Origin of the sequence: Nocardia sp. CA-128927 (assembly GCF_050955855.1) — a bacterium.
Taxonomy (GTDB): Bacteria; Actinomycetota; Actinomycetes; order Mycobacteriales; family Mycobacteriaceae; genus Nocardia.
The window spans coordinates 7,976,869-7,998,125 of record NZ_CP192087.1 but is presented as its reverse complement, the minus strand read 5'-3'; the positions used below and the strand labels follow the sequence as shown (position 1 = coordinate 7,998,125).

General features: G+C 67.5%; 20 protein-coding genes. 12 read left to right on the top strand and 8 right to left on the bottom strand.

Annotation, left to right across the window (positions count from 1 at the left end; genetic code table 11):
* Positions 1-13: 13 nt before the first annotated feature.
* Positions 14-622, top strand: a complete 609-nt coding sequence (gene leuD, locus ACQPW1_RS37010; RefSeq protein ID WP_433657098.1) for a 3-isopropylmalate dehydratase small subunit — start codon at positions 14-16, stop codon at positions 620-622.
* A gap of 156 nt (positions 623-778) precedes the next feature.
* Positions 779-1,438, top strand: a complete 660-nt coding sequence (locus ACQPW1_RS37005) for an HU family DNA-binding protein (RefSeq protein WP_433657096.1) — start codon at positions 779-781, stop codon at positions 1,436-1,438.
* Positions 1,439-1,668: 230 nt separating this feature from the next.
* Here ACQPW1_RS37005 and ACQPW1_RS37000 read toward each other — a convergent pair whose 3' ends face one another.
* The 3 genes from ACQPW1_RS37000 to cofC all read right to left on the bottom strand — a co-directional run bounded on the left by ACQPW1_RS37000 (position 1,669) and on the right by cofC (position 5,631).
* Complete coding sequence (locus ACQPW1_RS37000) at positions 1,669-2,607, bottom strand: NUDIX hydrolase (protein WP_433657094.1); 939 nt, start codon at positions 2,605-2,607, stop codon at positions 1,669-1,671.
* Positions 2,608-2,627: 20 nt separating this feature from the next.
* The gene (locus ACQPW1_RS36995; RefSeq protein WP_433657092.1) at positions 2,628-4,787 is read right to left on the bottom strand and encodes an RNA degradosome polyphosphate kinase; all 2,160 of its coding nucleotides are present in this window, start codon (positions 4,785-4,787) and stop codon (positions 2,628-2,630) included.
* A 160-nt stretch (positions 4,788-4,947) separates the two neighbouring features.
* Positions 4,948-5,631, bottom strand: coding sequence for a 2-phospho-L-lactate guanylyltransferase (gene cofC / locus ACQPW1_RS36990; protein ID WP_433657090.1), 684 nt, complete (start codon positions 5,629-5,631; stop codon positions 4,948-4,950).
* A 31-nt stretch (positions 5,632-5,662) separates the two neighbouring features.
* Between cofC and ACQPW1_RS36985 the strand changes: the two genes are divergently transcribed.
* Together ACQPW1_RS36985 and ACQPW1_RS36980 are read left to right on the top strand one after the other, a co-directional pair.
* Positions 5,663-6,658 (top strand): NAD(P)H-dependent glycerol-3-phosphate dehydrogenase, encoded by a 996-nt coding sequence (locus ACQPW1_RS36985; protein ID WP_433657088.1) that lies wholly within the window; start codon positions 5,663-5,665, stop codon positions 6,656-6,658.
* A 79-nt stretch (positions 6,659-6,737) separates the two neighbouring features.
* The gene (locus tag ACQPW1_RS36980; RefSeq protein WP_433657086.1) at positions 6,738-7,841 is read left to right on the top strand and encodes a D-alanine--D-alanine ligase family protein; all 1,104 of its coding nucleotides are present in this window, start codon (positions 6,738-6,740) and stop codon (positions 7,839-7,841) included.
* A gap of 63 nt (positions 7,842-7,904) precedes the next feature.
* Here the strand turns inward: ACQPW1_RS36980 and ACQPW1_RS36975 are convergent, their stop codons facing one another.
* Positions 7,905-8,492 carry a DUF3515 domain-containing protein gene (locus tag ACQPW1_RS36975; protein ID WP_433665447.1) on the bottom strand — a complete coding sequence of 196 codons (588 nt, stop codon included), beginning with the start codon at positions 8,490-8,492 and terminating at the stop codon, positions 7,905-7,907.
* Positions 8,493-8,713: 221 nt separating this feature from the next.
* On the opposite strand from ACQPW1_RS36975, the gene ACQPW1_RS36970 reads away from it, so the two are divergent.
* The 4 genes from ACQPW1_RS36970 to ACQPW1_RS36955 are packed head-to-tail and all read left to right on the top strand — an operon-like array spanning position 8,714 to position 11,652.
* The gene (locus ACQPW1_RS36970; RefSeq protein WP_433665446.1) at positions 8,714-9,712 is read left to right on the top strand and encodes a thiamine-phosphate kinase; all 999 of its coding nucleotides are present in this window, start codon (positions 8,714-8,716) and stop codon (positions 9,710-9,712) included.
* Positions 9,713-9,723: 11 nt separating this feature from the next.
* Positions 9,724-10,407 carry a uracil-DNA glycosylase gene (locus ACQPW1_RS36965; protein ID WP_433657084.1) on the top strand — a complete coding sequence of 228 codons (684 nt, stop codon included), beginning with the start codon at positions 9,724-9,726 and terminating at the stop codon, positions 10,405-10,407.
* 54 nt (positions 10,408-10,461) lie between these two features.
* Positions 10,462-10,728: a hypothetical protein gene (locus ACQPW1_RS36960; protein WP_433657083.1), complete on the top strand. Its 267-nt coding sequence runs from the start codon at positions 10,462-10,464 to the stop codon at positions 10,726-10,728.
* Positions 10,729-10,788: 60 nt separating this feature from the next.
* Positions 10,789-11,652: an alpha/beta fold hydrolase gene (locus ACQPW1_RS36955; protein ID WP_433657081.1), complete on the top strand. Its 864-nt coding sequence runs from the start codon at positions 10,789-10,791 to the stop codon at positions 11,650-11,652.
* Position 11,653: 1 nt separating this feature from the next.
* Here ACQPW1_RS36955 and ACQPW1_RS36950 read toward each other — a convergent pair whose 3' ends face one another.
* The 3 genes from ACQPW1_RS36950 to rpmB all read right to left on the bottom strand — a co-directional run bounded on the left by ACQPW1_RS36950 (position 11,654) and on the right by rpmB (position 13,265).
* Positions 11,654-12,433, bottom strand: coding sequence for an enoyl-CoA hydratase/isomerase family protein (locus ACQPW1_RS36950; RefSeq protein WP_433657079.1), 780 nt, complete (start codon positions 12,431-12,433; stop codon positions 11,654-11,656).
* Positions 12,434-12,480: 47 nt separating this feature from the next.
* Positions 12,481-12,987 (bottom strand): N-acetyltransferase family protein, encoded by a 507-nt coding sequence (locus ACQPW1_RS36945; protein ID WP_433657078.1) that lies wholly within the window; start codon positions 12,985-12,987, stop codon positions 12,481-12,483.
* An 86-nt stretch (positions 12,988-13,073) separates the two neighbouring features.
* Entirely contained in the window at positions 13,074-13,265 is a 192-nt protein-coding gene (gene rpmB / locus ACQPW1_RS36940; protein ID WP_011210730.1) for a 50S ribosomal protein L28, read from the bottom strand.
* A 360-nt stretch (positions 13,266-13,625) separates the two neighbouring features.
* Here rpmB and ACQPW1_RS36935 point away from each other — a divergent pair, with 360 nt between their 5' ends.
* Positions 13,626-15,284, top strand: a complete 1,659-nt coding sequence (locus tag ACQPW1_RS36935; protein ID WP_433665445.1) for a DAK2 domain-containing protein — start codon at positions 13,626-13,628, stop codon at positions 15,282-15,284.
* Positions 15,285-17,567, top strand: coding sequence for an ATP-dependent DNA helicase RecG (gene recG / locus ACQPW1_RS36930; protein ID WP_433657076.1), 2,283 nt, complete (start codon positions 15,285-15,287; stop codon positions 17,565-17,567).
* A 43-nt stretch (positions 17,568-17,610) separates the two neighbouring features.
* On the opposite strand, the gene ACQPW1_RS36925 is transcribed toward recG, so the two are convergent.
* On the bottom strand, positions 17,611-19,071 hold the full coding sequence (locus ACQPW1_RS36925) for an MFS transporter (protein ID WP_433657074.1): 1,461 nt from the start codon (positions 19,069-19,071) through the stop codon (positions 17,611-17,613).
* A gap of 169 nt (positions 19,072-19,240) precedes the next feature.
* Between ACQPW1_RS36925 and sigJ the strand changes: the two genes are divergently transcribed.
* Together sigJ and ACQPW1_RS36915 are read left to right on the top strand one after the other, a co-directional pair.
* A complete protein-coding gene (gene sigJ / locus ACQPW1_RS36920; RefSeq protein WP_433657072.1) occupies positions 19,241-20,185 on the top strand; it encodes an RNA polymerase sigma factor SigJ in 945 nt (314 codons plus the stop codon).
* Between the two features lie 125 nt (positions 20,186-20,310).
* Positions 20,311-21,249 (top strand): LLM class flavin-dependent oxidoreductase, encoded by a 939-nt coding sequence (locus ACQPW1_RS36915; protein WP_433657070.1) that lies wholly within the window; start codon positions 20,311-20,313, stop codon positions 21,247-21,249.
* The last annotated feature ends 8 nt before the right edge of the window (positions 21,250-21,257 follow it).

Genomic DNA, 21,257 nt, shown 5'->3' with positions numbered 1-21,257 from the left:
CTCAGGAGAATCAATGGAAGCCTTCAGCATGCACAAGGGGATCGGCGTACCGTTCCGCCGTTCCAATGTCGATACCGATCAGATCATCCCGGCTGTGTACCTGAAGCGGGTGACCCGCACGGGATTCGAGGACGGACTCTTCGCTGCGTGGCGTAACGATCCGGACTTCATTCTGAACAACGAGCCGTACAACCGGGGCACTGTGCTGGTAGCGGGCCCGGATTTCGGCACGGGATCCTCTCGTGAGCACGCCGTATGGGCGCTGTCGGACTACGGCTTTCGGGTGGTGATCTCGTCCCGGTTCGCCGACATCTTCCGCGGCAATGCCGGTAAGGGCGGGCTGTTGGCCGCTCAGATGTCACAGAACGATGTCGAAATGCTCTGGAAGTTGCTCGAGGAACAGCCCGGACTCGAATTGGTTGTGGACCTCGAGGCGCGCACGGTGACCGCCGGAACAGCCGTGTTGCCGTTCGATATTGATGACTACACACGGTGGCGTCTGCTCGAAGGATTGGACGACATCGGGCTCACGCTGCGCCGCAGCGACACCATCGCCGAGTTCGAAAACGCAAGGCCAGCATGGAAGCCCACTACCCTGCCAGCACGTATTTCGCAGTCCTAAACACCCTTGGGTGTTAGCTGGATGGCACCGGGGCCGATAGCTGGACGTGTGCTAAACCACATGAATTTTGGCGTGGCACATAGACTCTTGCCCATTGTGGGTTTACCGTGGTACCTAGTCGGTCCGACGACGGGCCATTAGTCTGCGGAGGATTCAATGAACAAGGCGGAACTGATCGACGTTCTGACCGAAAAGTTGGGTACTGATAGGCGCACGGCCACCGCGGCAGTCGAGCATGTGGTCGACACCATCGTGCGCGCGGTGCACAAGGGCCAGAGCGTCACAATCACCGGATTCGGTGTGTTCGAACAGCGTAAGCGTGCGGCTCGAGTTGCCAGGAACCCGCGCACCGGCGAAACCGTCAAGGTGAAGCCCACTTCGGTGCCTGCGTTCCGTCCGGGTGCTCAGTTCAAGGCCGTGATCGCGGGTAAGCAGAAGCTCGCCCAGAGCGGTCCCGCCGTCAAGCGCGGCGTGAATGCCCCGGTGGCAGCCAAGAAGGCGGCCGCCAAGAAGACGGCGGCCAAGAAGACCGCCGCCAAGAAGGCCACCCCCACCAAGGGCCCGGCCAAGACGACGGCGAAGAAGGCTGCCAAGAAGGCACCCGCAAAGACCGCTGCTCGCAAGACGACTGCGGCCAAGGCGCCCGCCAAGAAGACGGTGGCGAAGAAGACCGCCGTGAAGAAGGCTCCGGCCAAGAAGGTCACCGCCGCCAAGAAGACGGTGGCCAAGCAGACCGCCGCTAAGAAGACGGTCGCCAAGAAGGCTCCGGCCAAGAAGTCGGCCGCCAAGAAGGCTCCCGCTCGCGGTCGCCGCTAGATACTGCGCCAGTACGGTATTGGCGCCGGGTGACCGGCCGTAAGGCCGAAACACCCGCTGTACCGATCGAACACGGCCCCGGAAGCGTGCTTCCGGGGCCGTTTCGTATGTCAGAGCCCATCTTTCGGAGGCTGTCTGTGTAGGCCGGTCAGGCTCTGCCTTTGGGGGCCGTTTCGTATGTCCGGGCCCATGTTTCAGAGCAATAGAGTCCGGTTTTAAGGTCGGAGCGGTCAGGCCTTCACGAAGTCGGAGTTCAGTGATCGGTCCAGATGGTCGGCGGCGACCAGCTTGCCGTCGACGAAGGACAGCACCCACACACTGCCCTTACGGTTGCGCGCGGACGGCAGCGTGATGCCGTCGCGCTCGGCCCACCACTCCAGCAGATCGGGAATTACCTTGCCCTGACTGCACACAACGGGCACCTCGGTATCCGGCACCAGTGACAGGATGCGCTGCCGCGTCTCGTCCTGCGCTGCGGCATAACCGGTTTCGGAAAGCAGCGGCTCGAGGATGATCTCGACGCCGAGCTTCTCCGCCAGCGGTGTCACCGTCTGCACGCAGCGCACCGGATCGGCCGAGTGGATCCGAGATGCCCCGAACGCCAGCAGATTCGAGACCAGGGCCCGGGCCTGGGCCTGGCCGGACCGATCCAGTGGGCGCAGCGGGTCGGGACCGGAGAAGCGGTCTCGCCGACCAGCTTTCGCGTGCCGGACCAGCAGCATGGTGCGGGTGTTCGCGGGCAGCCGGGTGAACGCGCGCAGCACCTGCCGGTCCATCGGGTAGGACAGCTGCTCCATCACCCGATCCAGCGAGTACCAATTCAGCACGTCCACTTCGTCATTCGAGGCGAACTCACCACCCGCCACCTCGGCCGCCCAGTAGTCGACCCGCTTCAACTTGCGGTGTCCCGGAACGGGATACGTGACGTGGCCGAGGTAGCGGCCGAGCTTGCAGTCCAGACCGGTCTCCTCGCGGACCTCACGGACCGCGGCGAGCACCGGTGTCTCACCGGGATCGAGCTTGCCCTTGGGCAACGACCAATCCTGATACTTCGGGCGATGCACTACGGCGATCTCCAGCGCGCCGTCCTCCGCCCGACGCCACAACACCGCGCCCGCGGCGTGAATGTTGGCGGTAATACGGGGATCCCAGAAGGGTCCCCCTTCCATCTCGTACCCCGTAGCACCACTCACTGCTGTTCCGGCCTCCGCAGGCGCATGAGGAATTCTTGGTGGTCACGCACTTTGACGTTGTCGTCGCCCGCGTGCTCGGGCCGGGCGAGCCAGTTGCCATCTGCGGTGAGTACCCAGCAGCGGGTGTCGGGATGCAACGCGGAGTCGAATACCTGCCCGAGTTGTTCGGTCAGTCGCGGATCCTTCACCTGCGCCATGACTTCCACGCGCCGGTCGAGGTTGCGGTGCATCATGTCGGCGCTGCCGATCCAGTACTGGTCTTGCGCTTGGAAGTGCATGACCCGCGAGTGCTCGAGGAAGCGGCCGAGGATCGAGCGCACTTCGATGTTCTCGCTCATGCCGGGTACGCCGGGGCGCAGTCCGCAGATGCCGCGCACCACGATCTGCACCGGAACCCCGGCCAGTGAGGCCCGGTACAGCGCGTCGATGATCTCCTCGTCGACGATCGCGTTGGCCTTCAATCGGATTCGGGCGTCCTTGCCCTGCGCCGCCAGTTCGGTCTCCCGCTGGATCCGCTCGATGATTCCGGCGCGCACACCGTGCGGTGCGACAAGCAGGTTGCGGTAGTTCTCTTTTCGCGAGTAACCGGTCAGCGAATTGAACAGGTCGGTCAGGTCGGCACCGATTTCCGGTGCGGCGGTGAGCAATCCGACGTCCTCGTAGAGCCGCGCGGTCTTCGGGTTGTAGTTGCCGGTGCCGATGTGGCAGTAGCGGCGGATGGTCGCGCCCTCGCGGCGCACCACCAGGCAGGTCTTGCAGTGCGTCTTGAGGCCGATGAGGCCGTAGACCACGTGCACGCCCGCCTGTTCCAGCGCGCGGGCCCATTTGATGTTGGCCTGCTCGTCGAACCGCGCCTTGATCTCGACCAGCGCGACGACCTGCTTGCCCGCCTCGGCCGCGTCGATGAGCGAGTTGACGATCGGTGAGTCACCGGAGGTGCGGTAGAGCGTCTGCTTGATGGCGAGCACCTGCGGGTCCGCGGCGGCCTGTTCGATGAACCGCTGCACGCTGGTGGAGAACGAGTCGTAGGGGTGGTGCACCAGCACGTCGCCCTCGCGCAGCGCCGCGAACACGTTGCGCGGGGTCTCCCGTTCGCCGAACGCGGGCGGGGTGGCCGGTACGTAGGGCGCGTCTTTGAGGTTGGGCCGGTCCACCCCGTACACCTGCCAGAGGCAGGACAGGTCGAGCAGACCGGGCACCTGGATGACGTCGCCGGGGTCGACATCGAGTTCGCGCAACAGCAATTCGAGCATGTGCTCGGTCATGTCGTCGGAAACCTCTAGGCGCACCGGCGATCCGAAGCGCCGCCGGGCCAGTTCGCGTTCCAGCGCCTGCAGCAGGTCTTCGTCGCGGTCCTCGTCGACCTCGAAGTCGGCGTTGCGGGTGATCCGGAACGAGTGCTGCTCAACCACTTCCATGCCGGGGAACAGCAGATCGAGGTGCGCGGCGATCAGTTCTTCCATCGGCAGGAAGGCGGCGATGGTCGAAGCGGCGTCGGTGCGGCGCACCCGGACGAATCGATCGACGTTGTCCGGCACCTTGACTCGGGCGAAGTGCTCGCCGCCGGTGGCGGAATCCTTCACCGTCACCGCGAGATTCAGGCTCAACCCGCTGATGTAGGGGAACGGATGCGCCGGATCCACCGCGAGCGGGGTGAGCACCGGGAACACCTGATCGTGGAAGTGGCCCGAGAGGCGTTGGCGCTCATCGTCGTTCAGGTCGGTCCAGTCGATGATCGCGATGCCCTCGTCGGTGAGCGCTGGCAGCACGTCGTCGATGAAGACCCGCGCGTGGCGGTCGGCGATCTCCTGAGCGCGTGCGGCGATCAACTCCAGCTGCTCACCGGGCGAGCGTCCGTCCGCGGAACGAACAAGCAGACCGGTCTCGGCGCGACGTTTGAGGCCGGCGACCCGCACCATGTAGAACTCGTCGAGATTGGACGCGAAGATGGCAAGGAATTTCGCGCGCTCCAGCAGCGGCAGCGACGCGTCCTCGGCAAGGGCGAGTACCCGGGCGTTGAAATCGAGCCAGCTCAGCTCACGGTTGAGGTAGCGATCACGTGGCAACTGCTCGACGGTCGCGTCGGCCGACACCGGTGACGCCGCGGGAGGCGGCGTAGGAAGCAACTGCGGTTTGACGGTCTCTGTATCGCTCATGCCGTTACCTCGCTGGGGCTCGGCACCGACACGCGCGATGCGCGCTGGCAGTTGGTTAGCTCGCTTCGCTCACTCACGCCAACGATCATCCCCTACGAAGAGGGTGGTGTGGAGCCCGACACTATGATTGACGTGAGCATCACCTCACTCTGGCGATCTCCTAGCACACTCGGCGAACCGGCTGGTGAACGCGATCTGGCCAGCCGATGTCGTGCAGTGCGACGCTGGTCGCACAACCTGCCCCGAGGTCAATGGCCAGGTCGAGGTCTTCGGCCGTGTCTACATCCAGCCGTAAACCGGGCCAATCACCGGTCAGGTCGACCGCGCCCGCGGCAATGTGTTTGCTCGCCGAACCGGGGCCGAACCGGGGTTCGAGGGCGGCGATGGGGTCGCGGACAAGTAGCGCGGCCGTGCCGGTGCCCGCGTGATCGACCACGATCGAGCGCAGTCCGCGCGGCGCGACGGTGAGCACGTCGGTCAATTCCTCGGCGCGGAGTGCGGGCAGGTCGGCCTGCAACGCGAGCAGATCGACCGGTCCGTGCCGGTGCCGCAGCCCGGCCGCGGCGTCGGCCAGCGCGCTGTTCAGTGGGTCGTGACCGCCGGTGCGTGGCTCGGGATGGACCGCCGCACCCATCGACAAGGCCAGGTCGGCCACGGCCGGATCCGGGGTGACAACGGTGACCGAGACGATCTCCGGAACGGCCGCGGTGGCGGTCAGGGTGTCGGCGAGCATGGCGAGGACCAGCCGGGCCCGGTGTTCCGGGCGCAGCCGGTCGGCCAGTCGACTCTTGGCCTGATCGAGGCTCTTGACCGCGATCACGGCATGCACGGCGTGCGGGCGCATGCGTCCAATCCTTCCATGGCATATTGGGCAGATGACGAGGGCGGCAGTACTGGGCGCGGGATCTTGGGGGACCGCGTTCGCAAAGGTCTTGGCGGACGCGGGAACCGAGGTCACCATCTGGGCGCGACGAGCCGAGGTCGCCGAAGTACTGCACACGCAACATCGCAATCCGTCCTACCTCACCGATATTCCGCTGCCCCCGATGGCGGCCACCCACGACCCGGCCGTCGCGCTCGACGGCGCCGACATCGTGGTGCTCGCGGTGCCGTCCCAGTCGTTGCGCGCGAATCTCGAGCAGTGGAAGGGGCTGATCCCCCAGGACGCGTCGCTGCTCAGCCTGGCGAAGGGCATCGAGAACGGCACGTTGCTGCGGATGAGTCAGGTGATCGGCGAGGTCACCGGGGCCGACGAGAGTCGAATCGCGGTGCTGTCCGGTCCGAATCTGGCGCGCGAGATCGCCGTCGGTCAACCCGCTGCCACCGTGATCGCCTGCTCCGATGCCGAGCGGGCGGTCGCGCTTCAGCACGCCAGCGCCACCGGATACTTCCGGCCGTACACCAATACAGACGTGGTGGGCTGTGAGGTCGGTGGCGCGTGTAAGAACGTGATCGCCCTCGCCTGCGGCATCGCGTCCGGAATGGGCTTGGGGGACAACACCGTGGCCAGCATCATCACCCGGGGCCTCGCGGAGATCATCCGACTCGGGGTGGCGCTCGGCGCCGAACCGGCCACGCTCGCGGGCCTGGCCGGGGTCGGCGATCTGGTCGCCACCTGCACCTCACCGTTGTCCCGCAACCGTTCGTTCGGGCGTGCGCTGGGTGAAGGCGGCTCCATGGAGACCGCGCAGGAGGCGACGCACGGACAGGTGGCCGAGGGCGTGAAGTCGTGCACGTCCATTCGCGCGCTGGCCGTGAAACACGATGTCGACATGCCGCTCACGACCGCGGTGAACCAGGTCTGTCACGAGGGCATGGCGGTGCGTGAAGCCGTCGGCAATCTGCTCGGTCGGCGGATCAAGCCGGAGTAGTCCCAGCGCGGACATGCGCCGCAGTTACGCCAGTGGGTAGCGGTGGGGACCACGCGCCGCGACGGGTACGGTTCGGGGCATGACGAAGCGGATCCGGGTGGCTGTGGTTTTCGGCGGGCGGAGCAACGAGCACGCCGTCTCCTGCGTGTCGGCGGGCAGCGTGCTGCCGAACCTGGATCCGGAGAAGTACGACGTGGTGCCGATCGGCATCAGCACCGAAGGCACCTGGGTGCTGGCCGATTCGAACATCGCGGCGCTCGGCTTCCACGACCGCACGCTGCCGTCGGTCGACGGCACCGGTACGGCGTTGACGTTGGCGTCCGGTCCGAGCGACTCGGGTTCGCTGGTCGCCATCGACGATCCCGGCGCCGCCCTCGGTTCGGTCGACGTGGTGTTCCCGTTGCTGCACGGACCTTTCGGTGAGGACGGCACGCTGCAGGGCATGTTGGAGCTCGCCGGTGTGCCCTACGTGGGTGCGGGCGTGCTGGCCAGCGCGGCGGGCATGGACAAGGAGTTCACCAAGAAACTCCTTGCGGCGGAAGGCTTGCCGGTCGGCATCCAGGTGGTGTTGCGGCCGGGCACCGAGACGGTGAGCGAGGCGGACCGGGCTCGGCTCGGGCTTCCGGTGTTCGTGAAGCCCGCGCGTGGCGGTTCGTCGATCGGCATCACGAAGGTCGACGACTGGACCGAGCTGGCCGCGGCCATCGACACGGCCCGTGCGCACGACCCCAAGGTGATCATCGAAGCGGCCGTCGTCGGCCGCGAAGTCGAGTGCGGCGTACTGGAATTCCCGGACGGCCGGGTGGAAGCCAGTGTGCTGTCGGAGATCCGGATGCCGGAGGAAGGCGCGGCCGCCGCGAACCCGGAGTTCTACGACTTCGAAACCAAGTACCTCGACGACGTCTGCGACTTCGACGTGCCCGCGAAGCTGGACGACGAAGTCTCCGACAGCATCCGGGAACTCGCGGTCCGGGCATTCCGTGCGCTGGACTGCCAGGGGCTCGCCCGCGTCGACTTCTTCATCACCGCCGACGGCCCGGTGATCAACGAGATCAACACCATGCCCGGCTTCACGCCGATCTCCCAGTACCCGCGGATGTGGGAAGCCACCGGCATCGACTACAAGGACCTGGTGTCCACGTTGATCGAGACGGCGCTCGCACGCGGCACCGGACTTCGCTAGCGGCGCAGGGTCTTCCACAACGGCACCTGGCATCGCGCGAGTGCGGCGCGGCCGGGTGCTGTTTCAGTTGGGGAGGGGGCCCGGGTCGAGTGGCTTGGCGGGGAGGTTGGCGGTGATGGTGTCGGAGACCGCTTGCAGTGGGGTGGGGCCGGAGCCGTCGGGGACGGTCAGCGCGATGTAGGTCTCGCGGTCGACGGCGAACCAGGTGCTGGCCTTGGCGGCTTGGTCGCGGGCCTCGAACCACTGGACGCCGTTCACGATCTGCAAGGCCGAGGCACGATTGAACTCGAGCGGGCGGTCCAGGCCGCAGCGCAGCACGATCGGGTCGCCGCCGTCGGCGCGCTGCCAGGCGCGGGTGGCCGGTGGGGACGGTTCCACCAGGGTGGATTTGGTGTAGTCGCCGAGTTCGGTCGGCAGCGCGGGGAGCAGGTTGGTGCAGTCCGGGCCGGTCGCGGCGGGTGCGGGGACCGGGCCGAGGACCAGCGGTTCGCGCTCGACGGGTGCGCGGCGCGCGAGGATCGCGGCCACCAGCACCGCGACCACCAGGATGACCGGCAACGCCACGGCGGTGGCGATGAGGGCGGGGGAGTACTGGCGAGTGCTCGCGGCAGTACCGGCTTCCGCGGTGGCAGCAGGCTCGGCGGCCGGCACGGTGCTCTCGCCCTCGGTGACCTGCCCGGCCGCGTCCTTCGACGAATCGTGGTCCGACGATTCCGCCGCCATGCTCACCGATCCCTTCCTGTTGCGCTGGCGGGACGGACGGCCGCCGCGAAGGTGCGGCGGTGCCGTGACCGGCCCGGTAGCAGTCGATTGCCCTGAAAAGGGTACCTTCGGGTCGATTCCACCCGGCAGCGCGGCTGAAAGGACCGGTCATCAGCGAGCACACGGCACCGAGGACGGTGCGTGAACTGGGCGAGTTCGCGCTGATCGAGCGGATCAACCGCGGCCGGGTCCAGGCGCCGAGCGTATTGCTCGGCCCCGGCGACGACTCCGCCCTGGTCGCCGCGCCCGACGGGCAGTTCGTGGTGACCACCGACATGCTCGTGCAGGACCGGCACTTCCGCCTCGACTGGTCGAGCCCCGCGGACATCGGCCGCAAGGCGATCGCGCAGAACGCGGCCGACGTGGTCGCGATGGGCGCGTGGCCGAGCGCGTTCGTGGTGGCGCTCGGCTGCCCGGCCGACACCGCGCTGGACGTGATCGACGGGCTGACCGACGGCATGTGGGCCGAGGCGACCCGCGCGGGCGCGTCCATCGCGGGCGGTGACCTGGTGCGCAGCCGCGACCTCGTCATCTCGGTTACCGCGTTCGGTGACCTGCGTGGTCGCGCGGCCATCACGAGAGCCGGTGCGCGCGTGGGGGACACGGTCGCCGTCGCGGGCCGCCTCGGCTGGTCGGCCGCAGGACTCGCGATCCTCACCGCGGGCACCGCATCCGACGACTTTGCCGAAGCACTTGCCGCGCACCGTGTCCCGCAGCCGCCCTATGCGGCGGTGCTGAATACGGATACCGGGACCGGGCTGAACTCGCTCACCGATGTCTCCGACGGCCTACTCGCGGATCTCGGCCATATCGCCGAATCATCCGGTGTCGCTATTGATCTGAGTTCGGATGCGTTGCACGACCCAGCACTCGAGCGCATTGCCGCCCGCATGGATGCCGATGCGGCGCAATGGATTCTGACCGGCGGCGAGGATCACGCGTTCGTCGGCAGCTGGTCGGCGGAGTGTGATCTGCCCGCCGGATGGGTGCCGATCGGCCGCGTGTCCGCCGGTCACGGCGTCACGGTCGACGGTGTAGCGCGGTCGGGTAGCGCCGGGTGGGAATCGTTCGGTGGGGCGGACTCGGCGGTCGCGAGCGAACCACGATAAGTTGTGCGGTCATGGGCGCGAAACCACTGTCGGAAATCATGGATCCGGGATGGGCGAAGGCACTCGAGTCGGTGGCGGAACGGATTTCCGCCATGGGCGAGTTCCTGCGCGAAGAGAACGCGGCGGGCCGCGGCTATCTACCGGCCGGTGAGAACGTGCTACGCGCCTTCCAGCGACCCTTCGACGCGGTGCGTGTGCTGGTCGTCGGCCAGGACCCCTACCCGACCCCGGGCCACGCCATGGGCCTGAGTTTCTCTGTCGCACCGAATGTTTCGCCGGTCCCGCGCAGCCTGGCGAACATCTTCGCCGAATACACCAAGGATCTCGGCCACCCGACGCCGTCCTGCGGCGACCTGAGCCCCTGGTCCGATCAGGGCGTGCTGATGCTGAACAGGGTGCTCACGGTGGCGCCCGGCCAGCCCGCCTCGCATCGCGGCAAGGGCTGGGAGGCCGTGACCGAGCAGGCGATTCGCGCGCTGGTCGCGCGGGACGAGCCGCTGGTCGCGATCCTCTGGGGCCGCGACGCCTCGACGCTCAAGCCGACCCTGGTCGAGGCCGAGGTCCCCTACATCGAGTCCGCGCATCCGTCGCCGCTGTCGGCGTCGCGCGGCTTCTTCGGTTCCCGCCCGTTCTCCCGAGTGAACGAACTGCTCGACGAGCTGGGTGCCGAACCTGTTGACTGGCGCCTGCCCTGAGCCGGCGTCTGTGTGTGATCTACCTAGATTGATTTTCGAGTGAGGAGCTTTTCTATGCCCAACACCACCGTTCGCGGCGTCACCGCCACCCTGGCCCTCTGTGCCGCCCTCGCGGGTGGCGCCGCCACCGCGAATGCCTCGGGGCTGCCGCTGGAGCAGGCCACGGACACCACCTCGGCGCCGGCCGCGGACACCTCGTCGACGCAGATCGGCGAGGAATTCACCTCCAACGGCTCCTCCACCATCTCCTCCTCGGTCAACGCCAAGGTCGCCTGCCTGCTGCAGCGCACCCTCAGCGCCTCCGGCAAGTGGGACTGCTGACCTGATCCCGTTCGGGAGGCTCGCCGCGAACCGCAACAGGTTCTATGCGATGCTCGGTTCGTGAGTAATGCGAACAATCTGCTCGAGCCGACGCCACTGCGGCTGCGCGGCTCGGGCGGGCTCGAGCTGGCCGCCGACCAGTTCGGCCCGGTCGACGGTCCGCTCGTCGTCTTCCTGCACGGCGGCGGGCAGACCAGGCACTCGTGGAAACAGACCGGCGCGAAGCTCGGTGCCGCAGGGATGCGCGTGGTCACCCTGGACGCGCGCGGACACGGCGACAGCGCGTGGTCCGAAGACGGCGACTACCGCCGCGACACCATGGTGGCCGACCTACTACTCGTGCTCGAACAGCTCGGTGCGCCCGCCGTCGTGGTCGGGGCGAGCATGGGCGGCGTCACCGGCCTGCTCGCCACGGCCACGCCAGGCGGTGAGGCGATCAGCGCGCTGGTGCTCGTCGACATCGTGGCCAGGCCCGAGAAGGCCGGTGGGACACGAGTGATCGACTTCCTGGGTAAGCATCGCGACGGCTTCGACAGCTTGGAGCAGGTGGCCGACGCCGTCGCTGAATACCTGCCGCATCGGCCGCGTCCGAAGAACACCGATGGTCTGCTGCGCAACCTGCGCGAGCGCGACGGTCGCTGGTACTGGCACTGGGACCCGAACATGCTGTCCGGCTGGGGCGAGTTCGCGTCGGAGATGACCGATCGGCTGGAAGCCGCCGCGCGCAAGCTGACGATTCCGGTGTTGCTGGTGCGCGGCCTGCTGTCGGACGTGGTGAGTTCCGAAGGCGCCGCGGCGTTTCAGGAGTTGGTGCCGCACCTGCAGCTGGTCGAGATCGGCGGCGCGGCACACACGGCGGCCGGTGACGACAATGACGCCTTCACCGACGCGGTCGTGCAGTTCGTCTTGCAGTCCGATCAGTGAGTTACGCGTAGTTCGGCTTGCGCTTCTCGACGAACGCGTCGACGCCCTCGCGACCGGTCGCGCCGTTGGCGGCCGCAGCGATCGCGTCGCGTTCGCGGTCCAGCTGATCGCCGAGAGCCGACGAACTGGACTGTGCCAGTAGCGTTTTGATGCTCGCGTAGGTGGAACGCGGTCCGGCAGCAAGGGTTCGAGCCAGGTTCAGTGCCTCGGCCTGCACCTCGTCGTCGGCTACCAGCCTGCTGAGGATGCCGAGCCGCACCGCCTCGTCGGCATCCAAAACCGCGTCGGTGAGCAGGATTTCGCGGGCTCGGCCGACTCCGACGATGCGCGGCAGCGTCCAGGACATGCCGCCGTCGGGGCTGAGGCCGATGCCCGGGTAGGCCGGGCGCAGCTTGGTGCTCGGCCCGCCGAGTGCGATGTCGGCGGCGCAGACCAGGCTCATCCCGGCACCCGCCGCCCAGCCCTGAACGCCGACGACCACCGGGACGGTTGTCGCGTCGAGTGCGCGCACGAAGTGGTGCAGATCCGTTGCCAGGCCGTAGATGTGGGCGGCCCGATCGGCCGCTGCCGCGAAGCCGCGCACATTGCCGCCCGCGCAGAAGTTCGCACCGGTGCCGGTCAGCAGCACCGCGCCGACCTCGGAGCCGAGCGAGCGGAGCGCGGCGGTGCCCGCGACGATCCCGCCGAAGTCCATGGACGTGCCGTTGGCGGCGGTCGCGATGGTGATCTGCAGGACGCCGTCGACGGTTGTCACGTACCCGGCTTGCTCGGTTGCGGTCATGATCTGCACCCTATCGCGTGGATATGTATGGCTCGGACGGGCCGTTTTCAGCGCACGGGTCCGGGCGCGCGCACCATGCGGACCTCGATTGATGGAGAGAAGGCCTCGACTCTGCTCGTGCCGTCCGGCTCGAAACCGTGCTTGCGGTAGAAGGCCAGCGCGCGTGGATTCTGCTCGAACACCCACAGCGAGTACGTCGCTGTCGGATCGAGTGCGGCACGCAGTAGATCCTGTGCGACGCCCGTGCCGTACCAAGGTGACCGGACGTACAACGCATTCAGCTGATGCGCGGGTATCGGTGGATCGTCGACGGTCTCGCCCGCGCTGGAGAACCCGATCACCTGCGCACCGACCAACGCCACCCAGGTGCGTCCGGGGTACTTGACCCGGTTGCGTTCCCATTGCTCGGCTCGTCGCTCCACATCGAAAGCGTCGAGTACATGCGTGGGCACCAGGTCGCGGTACGCCTCCCGCCAGCAGGCGATGTGGCATTCGGCGAGACTGTGGGTGTGTTCGGCGGCAAGTGGGGCGATGCGCCAGTCGGGCTCGGTCATACCCGCCTATCGATGACTACGCCCCGGACCACCCGTGAGGGTGCCGGGGCGTGCGTCGGTCTCGTACAGGTGTTCCGTGGCTGAAATCAGCCGCGGACGACCTTGCCCGCCTTGAGGCAGGAGGTGCACACGTTCATGCGACGGGTGTTACCCGGCGCAACCTGGGCGCGAACGGTCTGGATGTTCGGGTTCCAGCGACGGTTGGTGCGCCGGTGCGAGTGCGAGACCGACTTCCCGAAGCCGGGGCCCTTGGCGCAGACGTCGCAGACGGCAGCCATAGTCGCGAACTCCTTCATGTCATGTGGAGGACCGTCGCCCGCAGGCGGCATGTCCGGAAACAATGTATTGACGTACCCCTGCCGACTGACATCGGCCAGCGCAAACCGGCAACGGCCACGCGAGGCAACCCTGCAAGGGTAGCGGGACGGCCCCCGATCCACCAAACCGGGTGCGCTCCGGACGTTGCCGGAACACGTAGTGGGTACCAACCGTATGTCGGTAACGCCCGCTAACCTTGCGGGCGGTGCAGGTGGCGAACGTAGGCCCGGCGGCGGCCGCTCGAGCAACCACACAGGGAACCGGGAGCGCCGCAAATGGAACCACGGAAGGGGTGACGGGTGCCCGGAGTGCGGGATGTGATGGACGGCACGGCGTTGCTGCGCTGGGGTCGAGCCTGCCTCGACGGTTTGGAAAACCGGCGCGAGGAGATCAACGCACTCAACGTCTTCCCGATCCCCGACGCGGATACCGGCACCAATCTTCTGGCCACGATGCGTGCGGCGATGGATGCCGCGGCGGCTCGCGGCCCGGTGGGCCCGGTGAGCGCGTTGTCGGCGCACGATGTTGCCGCCGCCATGGCACGCGGCGCGACCATCGGCGCACGCGGCAACTCCGGGATCATCCTGTCGCAGGTCCTGCGGGGTATCGCCGAGGCGGTCCGGAGCGAGCCGCTGACGGCCACCACCCTGCGCGATGCCTTGAACCGGGCCTCGGTCCTGGTCCGCGAAGCATTGAGCGAGCCGATCGAAGGCACCATCCTCACTGTCCTCGACTGCGCGGCCGCCAGCGCTGCGTCGTGCCCGGACACCTCGCTCGCCGACGTCGCATTGGCCGCGGCCGACGGTGCCGCCAAGGCGCTCGGTGACACACCATCCCAGCTCGGCGTGCTGCGCGCGGCCGGAGTCGTCGACGCGGGCGCGCGCGGACTCGTGGTCCTACTGGACAGCCTCGTCTCGATCACCTTCGGCGAGATTCCCACTCGGCCGGAGTACGCCCCGCGTGAGCCCATCACCGTGCGCTCCGCCGAGGACAACCCCGAAACTGGTTCGGCGGCACCGCAATACGAGGTTATGTACCTACTCGCCGACACCGACCAAGACCGGGTGACACAGCTACGCGCCCGCCTCGCCGAACTCGGCGACTCGGTGGTGGTCGTCGGCGACGGCGACCGATCCTGGTCCGCCCACGTGCACTGCGCGGACGCGGGCGCCGCCGTGGAAGCCGGTCTCGCCGTCGGCAAGCTCAGCGGCATCCGCATCGAGAGCTTCGCGCTGGCCAGGCACGAGCCGCCGCACGACATGACATCCGGGCACCTAGTCACCCACACCACCATGGACTCCGCGAAGGAGATCGACGGACCCGCCGACCGCGGGATTCTGGCGGTAGCGGCCGGTGACGGTGCGGCCGAACTGTTCGAGGACGCGGGCGCCGTGGTGCTCGCCGGTGACGGCGCGGTGACCGCCGCAGACCTGCTCGCCGCTATCCGCGCGATGCCGAACCGCGAGGTCCTCGTCCTACCCAACGGCGCGTTACCCGCCCACGACCTGGTCGCGGTCGGTGTCGCCGCCCGTGACGCGCACCGCGATGTGCTGCTGCTGCCGAGCGCGTCCATGGTGCAGGGATTCGCCGCGCTGGCCGTGCACGACCGCGGCCGGATCGCCGTCGACGACGCCTTCGCCATGTCGGAGGCCGCCGCGACCACCCGGTGGGGGTCGCTGCGCGCCGCACCGGAACGCGCGCTCACCATGGTCGGCACCTGTGAAGCGGGTGACGGACTCGGCCTGGTCGGCCACGATGTCGTAGTGATCGACCATGATGTGCGGGCGGCCGGATTGACGCTGCTGGACCGGATGCTCGCGTTCGGCGGCGAGCTGGTCACCCTGCTGATGGGTGCGGCGGCGCCGGACGGCCTGGCCGGCGAACTCGCCGCACACATCGGCGAAAGCTTTCCCGGCGTGGAGGTCACCGTGTATTCCGGTGGGCAGCACGGGGATCTGGTGCAGATCGGAGTGGAGTAGATGGCGACCCTGAGTGATCGGCTCGACCATATTCTCGGCGTAAAGGCGGCGGGCTCGCTGGTCGATGCGTTCGACATGCACACGGTGGAGGACCTGCTCCGGCACTACCCACTGCGCTACGCGACCCAGGGGCAGCCGCTCACCGAGGAAGAACCGGAAGACGGTTCGCACATCACCGTGATCGGCCGGATCACCAAGGCCGAGCTGCGGCCGATGCGTAATCGGCGCGGTTCGTTGCTGAAGGTGGTGCTGGACACCGGTTCCGGCACCGGCCGTGGTGTGGACGTCACCTTCTTCAATGGTGACAAGGTGAAATACGTTGTCCGTGAAGGGCTTCGGGCGATGATGTCGGGCACGGTCAACTACTGGCGGCCCGGCCAGTGGAACCTGAGTCATCCGGGCTATCTGATCCTGCCCGAGGCCGACGACGAGTCGGTCGGCGCGGTGAAAACCGTGCGCGGCGGCGGTGACCTCCGCGGGCTCGCGCAGAGCGCGAAAGGCGCTGAGGGCGTGGACACCTCGTTCATGGAGCGGGAGTTCATCCCCGTCTACCCGGCCACCGCCAAGGTGCAGAGCTGGGACGTGCTCGCCTGCGTGCGTCAGGTGCTCGATCAGCTGGATCCGATCGACGACCCGCTGCCGGACGACATCCGGGAAGACCGTTCGCTGATGAAGATCTCGGACGCGTTGCGCCTGATCCACCTGCCGGAGAGCAAGACCGACATCGAGCAGGCGCAGGAGCGTCTGCGCTTCGACGAGGCGCTGGCGTTGCAGCTGGTGCTCGCCGAACGCCGCCACGAGGTGTCCGGCCGGGCCGCGCGCCCGTGCCCGCCGCGAGCCGACGGCATCGCCGCCGAGTTCGAGAAGCGCCTGCCCTTCGAGCTGACCGCGGGACAGAAACAGGTGGTCTCGGAGATCTCCGCGGACATGTCGCACAGTCATCCGATGCACCGTCTGTTGCAGGGCGAGGTCGGTTCGGGCAAGACGATCGTCGCCTTGGAGGCGATGCTGCAAATCGTCGATGCCGGTCAGCAGTGCGCGTTGCTCGCGCCGACGGAAGTCCTTGCCGCCCAGCACTATCGGTCCCTGCGCGGGATGCTCGGCGATCTCGGCAACGCCGGTGAGCTCGGCGCGGGTGAGAACGCGACGAAGGTCGTGCTGGTCACCGGCTCGATGTCGACGGCGACCAAGAAGGCGGCGCTGCTGGCCGCGATGACCGGCGAGGCGGGCATCGTGATCGGCACGCACGCGTTGATCCAGGACAACGTCGAGTTCTTCGACCTCGGCATGGTCGTCGTCGACGAACAGCACCGCTTCGGCGTCGAGCAGCGGGATGCGTTGCGGGCCAAGGCGAAGTCCGGCTCCAGCCCGCACCTGCTGGTGATGACCGCGACGCCGATCCCGCGCACCATCGCCATGACCACCCTCGGCGATCTGGAGACCTCGACGCTCACCGAACTGCCACGGGGTCGCTCGCCGATCACGTCCAAAGTCGTTCCGCGCAAGCAGCATCCGAACTGGGTCGACCGGGCATGGGAACGCATCGTCGAGGAGGTCAAGGCTGGTCGGCAGGCCTACGTGGTGTGCTCGCGCATCGGTGCGGACGAGGAGAGCGCGGGCAAGACCCGCAACGGCAAGGCGAAGGCGGCGGAGCCGGAAAAGGAAGGTCCGACAACGCAGGCCGCGCTGGACGTCTTCGAGACGCTGCGCACCGGCCCGCTGTCCGAAGTACGCGTCGGTTTGTTGCACGGTCGGCTACCCGCGGACGAAAAAGACCAGGTGATGCGCGCTTTCAACGACGCGTCCGTCGACGTGCTCGTCTGTACGACCGTCGTCGAGGTCGGCGTGGACGTGCCGAACGCGACCGTCATGGTGATCCTCGACGCGGACCGCTTCGGCGTCAGCCAGCTGCATCAGCTGCGTGGCCGGATCGGCCGTGGCAAGCATCCCGGGTTGTGCCTGCTCGTCACCGATTCCGCGCCGAACGGTTCGGCGATGGCGCGGTTGGACGCGGTCGCCGCCACCACCGACGGCTTCGAACTCGCCGTGCTCGACCTGCGCACCCGCCGCGAGGGCGACGTGCTCGGCTCGGCCCAGTCCGGAACCGCTCGCTCGTTGCGCCTGCTCTCGCTGCTCGACGACCTCGAAGTCATCACCGCCGCGCAGGAACTCGCCCGCGAGATGGTCGAAGCCGACCCGGGCTTGAAGAAGCACCCCGGCTTGGCGAGCATGATGCACGCCGCGGTTGATTCGGAGCGTCTGGAGTACCTGGCCAAGTCGTAATCAGCCGGGTATCGACACACCCGATACCCGGCCTTCGAACACGTTATGCGGCAACAGCTTCAGCAGGCTTGGCCGCCGACACCTCCCCTCGCGAGTTGACGGTCCGTAATCCGATGAAGGCAGCGCTGACCGTGATGATCCCGCCGATCAACAGCGCAAGCTGGAAGCCTGAGGTCATTGCGTCCAGCGGTGGGTGACCCGCGGTCAGCTGGTTCGCGGTCCGGGAGGTGGCGACCGCGGTCAGCACGGCGAGACCGCGCGCGCCGCCGATCTGCTGCCCCGTATTGAGCAGTGCCGCAGCCAAACCGGCCTGCTCGGCAGGGACGCCCGCGTTCGCGGCGGTGGTGTTCGCGACGAACACCACACCGAGCCCGATGGACATGAACACCATCGGCGGCAGCAGGTCGACCAGGTAGGAACCGTCGGTGGGGATCCGCGACAGCCAGATCAGCCCGAGCCCGGAGATCACCGACCCCGCGACGATGAGCGGCCGGGTCCCGGTCTTGGCGATGAACTTCGCCGTCACTCCGGCGGCGGCACCGATGGTGAGGCTGATCGGCAGGTAAGCGTTGCCCGCCTGGAACTCCCCGTATCCCAGCACTTCCTGCATGTAGAGGGTGACGAAGAAGAACATCGCGAGCATGCCCGCGGCCAGTGTCAGGTGGGTCAGGTTGGCCGCCGCGAGACCCTTGACGCGGAAGATCGACAGCGGGACAAGCGGATCCGCGGTCCGCTGTTCATTGAGCACGAAGCCGACCAGCAGCGCGACCGCCACGCCGAGTTGCAGGATCGTCCGCACATCGCCCCACCCCTGCTGCGGCGCCTGCACCAACCCGTAGACCAGCAGCATCAGACCGCCGGTCGCCAGCGCGGTACCGAAAACATCGAAGCCGCCGCGGATCTCGTTGCGCCGGTCGTCGGGCACCAGGAACGGAATCACGGCCAGCACCAGCAGGCACACCGATGTGTTGACATAGAAGACCCAGCGCCACCCGGGTCCCTCGGTCAGCACGCCGCCGAGGAAAACCCCTGCGGCAGAGGCGAGTCCGGCGGTGCCACCCCAAACACTCAGCGCGGGGGTGCGATCGGACCCCTCACGGAAGTTGGTGGTGAGAATGGAAAGAGCGGCAGGCAGCATTAGCGCGGCGCCGACACCCTGGGCGAAGCGGGCGCCGATCAGCAACCCACTGCTCTCGGCCAGGCCGCCGATCGCCGACGCGGTGCCGACCAGAATCGTCCCGGCGATCAGTACCCGGCGCCGCCCGAGCAGGTCGGCCAGCCTGCCACCGAGCAGCATCAGCCCGCCGTAGGTCAGCAGATAGCCGCTGGTGATCCATTGCAGCGTCGACACCGACAGCCCCAGCTCGTGCTTGATGGTCGGCAATGCGACATTCACGATCGAACTGTCGACGAAGTCGAGGAACGCGACCAGGCACAGCAACCCCAGCGTGAGCTTGCCGCGGCGGGTCGCCAGAAACGACAGTGATTCGGTGGGTGCACTCACTCCGATGTCCTCTCTCGGGTCCGGACGAGGTTTCATCCGTTGCCATACCGAGAGCGCCAAGCGGTGGCGGTACGTGACATGGCGAGAGCTGGATCACATTTCCCGCGTTGGCGTCACTTTCTGGTGGGCTGTCTCGCTCTCAGTAGCAACACCGGAATGAGGAGCGGCGATGATCGAAATCGTGGACGAGGATGCGACCCGGGTGTTCGCCGAGCACCGGGAACTGCTGTTCTCGGTCGTCTACAACATGCTCGGCAGCGTTGCCGACACCGAGGACGTGCTGCAGGACACCTGGCTGGCCTGGGTATCGCGGAATCAGGCGGACGGCCCGGAGATCGAGCACCCGCGCGCCTACCTGGTGCGCGTCGCGGTCAACCACACACTGGGTCGACGGGCCGCGATCAACCGGCGGCGCGAAACGTATTTCGGCCCATGGCTGCCCGAGCCGCTGGTCTCCGACGAATCGGCGGTCCGCGACAACGCGGACGCGTCCGAGCCCGCGCTGCGCGCCGAATCCGTCTCGATGGCAATGCTGGTCGTCCTGGAGACCCTCACCCCGCTCGAACGCGCGGTGTTCGTGCTGCACGACGTCTTCGGCTATCCGCACGCCGACATCGCCGACATGCTCGGCCGCAACACCGCCGCTGTCCGGCAGCTCGCGCACCGGGCGCGCGAACACGTCCATGCCCGCAGACCGCGCCATCAAGCCGACCGGCGGGTGCAACGTGAGGTGACCGAGAAGTTCCTGGCCGCCCAGCTCGGCGGCGACCTCACGGGATTGCTCGCGTTATTGGCACCGGACGTGACGTTCTGGTCCGACGGCGGCGGCAAGCTGCGGGCCGCGCTGCGCCCGATCTACGGCGTAGACAAGGTTGCCCGCCTGATCACCAGTCCGATAGTGCTCGGCCATGTTTCGGAGCTGAACATCCGACACCGGTTGGTCAACGGCGACCCATCGGCTGTGGTCTACTCCGGCGACGCGCCGTTCGCGGTGGTCGTGCTCGATATCGACCCGGCCACCGAACAGATCCGCGGCATCTATGCGGTGGCCAATCCGGACAAGCTCACGAGAATTGCGAGTGACCCGAAGGAGCACACGGCTCAGCCGGAATGACCTACGCCGCTGGCAGTTCGGAGTACTGGGCCTAGTCGCACGGTCGGCCGTGAATCGATGGCGGTGCACTGCCTATTACCTCTCGGGTAATCGACACTTCCCAACGAGCGCGGGACGATCATCGCATGATCGAGGTCGGAATTCTGCTGCCGAGCCGGGAAACCGCGATGACCGGGCGGCATGACGCGTCGCGGCTGGTGACGTTCGCGAAGCTCGCCGAGGACGCGGGGTTCGACTCGGTGTGGACCGGTGATTCGCCGCTGGCGCGAACAAGAGTCGATCCGCTGACGTTGCTTGCTTCCGTCGCGGCGGCGACCCATCGGATTCGCCTGGGTACCGCGGCTTGGACTGCGACTCTTCGCCATCCACTGCTCGGCGCGCACGCGGCGGCGACCGTCGATCAGCTCGCGCCGGGCAGGCTCGTGCTCGGCCTCGGCGCCGGATTTCCGTTGCCGGAGAGCCGCGCCGAGTTCGAAGCGATCGGTATCCCGTTCGACGAGCGCGTCGGTCGTCTGGACGAGACCGTACACATCTGGCGCGCGGCTTGGTCCGGTGCACCGGACTTCGACGGAAAGTATTGGCACATAGACGATCTGGCGCGCGCACTACCGACCTCGACACCGAGCGGTCCGCCGCTCTGGCTGGCAGGGAGCGACACACCGAAGGTACTCACACGGGTCGCTCGCCACTACGACGGTTGGCTGCCGTATCTCCCCGATGCTGCCGCGTATGCCCGAGCCTGGGAGACGATCCAGCAGCAAACGACCCGCGTGGTGACTCCCGCGATGTACGCGACAATCGTGCTGGCCGCAGACCGCGACCACGCGCAGGCCGAGCTGGATGGCTATGTGCGCCAGTACTACCGCCGCTCGCTGGCGGAAATGTCCACCATCCAAGCCTATTTCGGCGGTACTGCCGAGGACTGCGCCGACTGGCTGGCCCGTTACCTCGACGCGGGTGCGACCCACTTCATCCTGCGCCTCGGCTCCTTGGACGTACACCGCCAACTCGACCTGGTCGCCGAGAAACTGTTGCCCGCCTTGCGATCACGTGTCCCCGTATGACGGAGAAC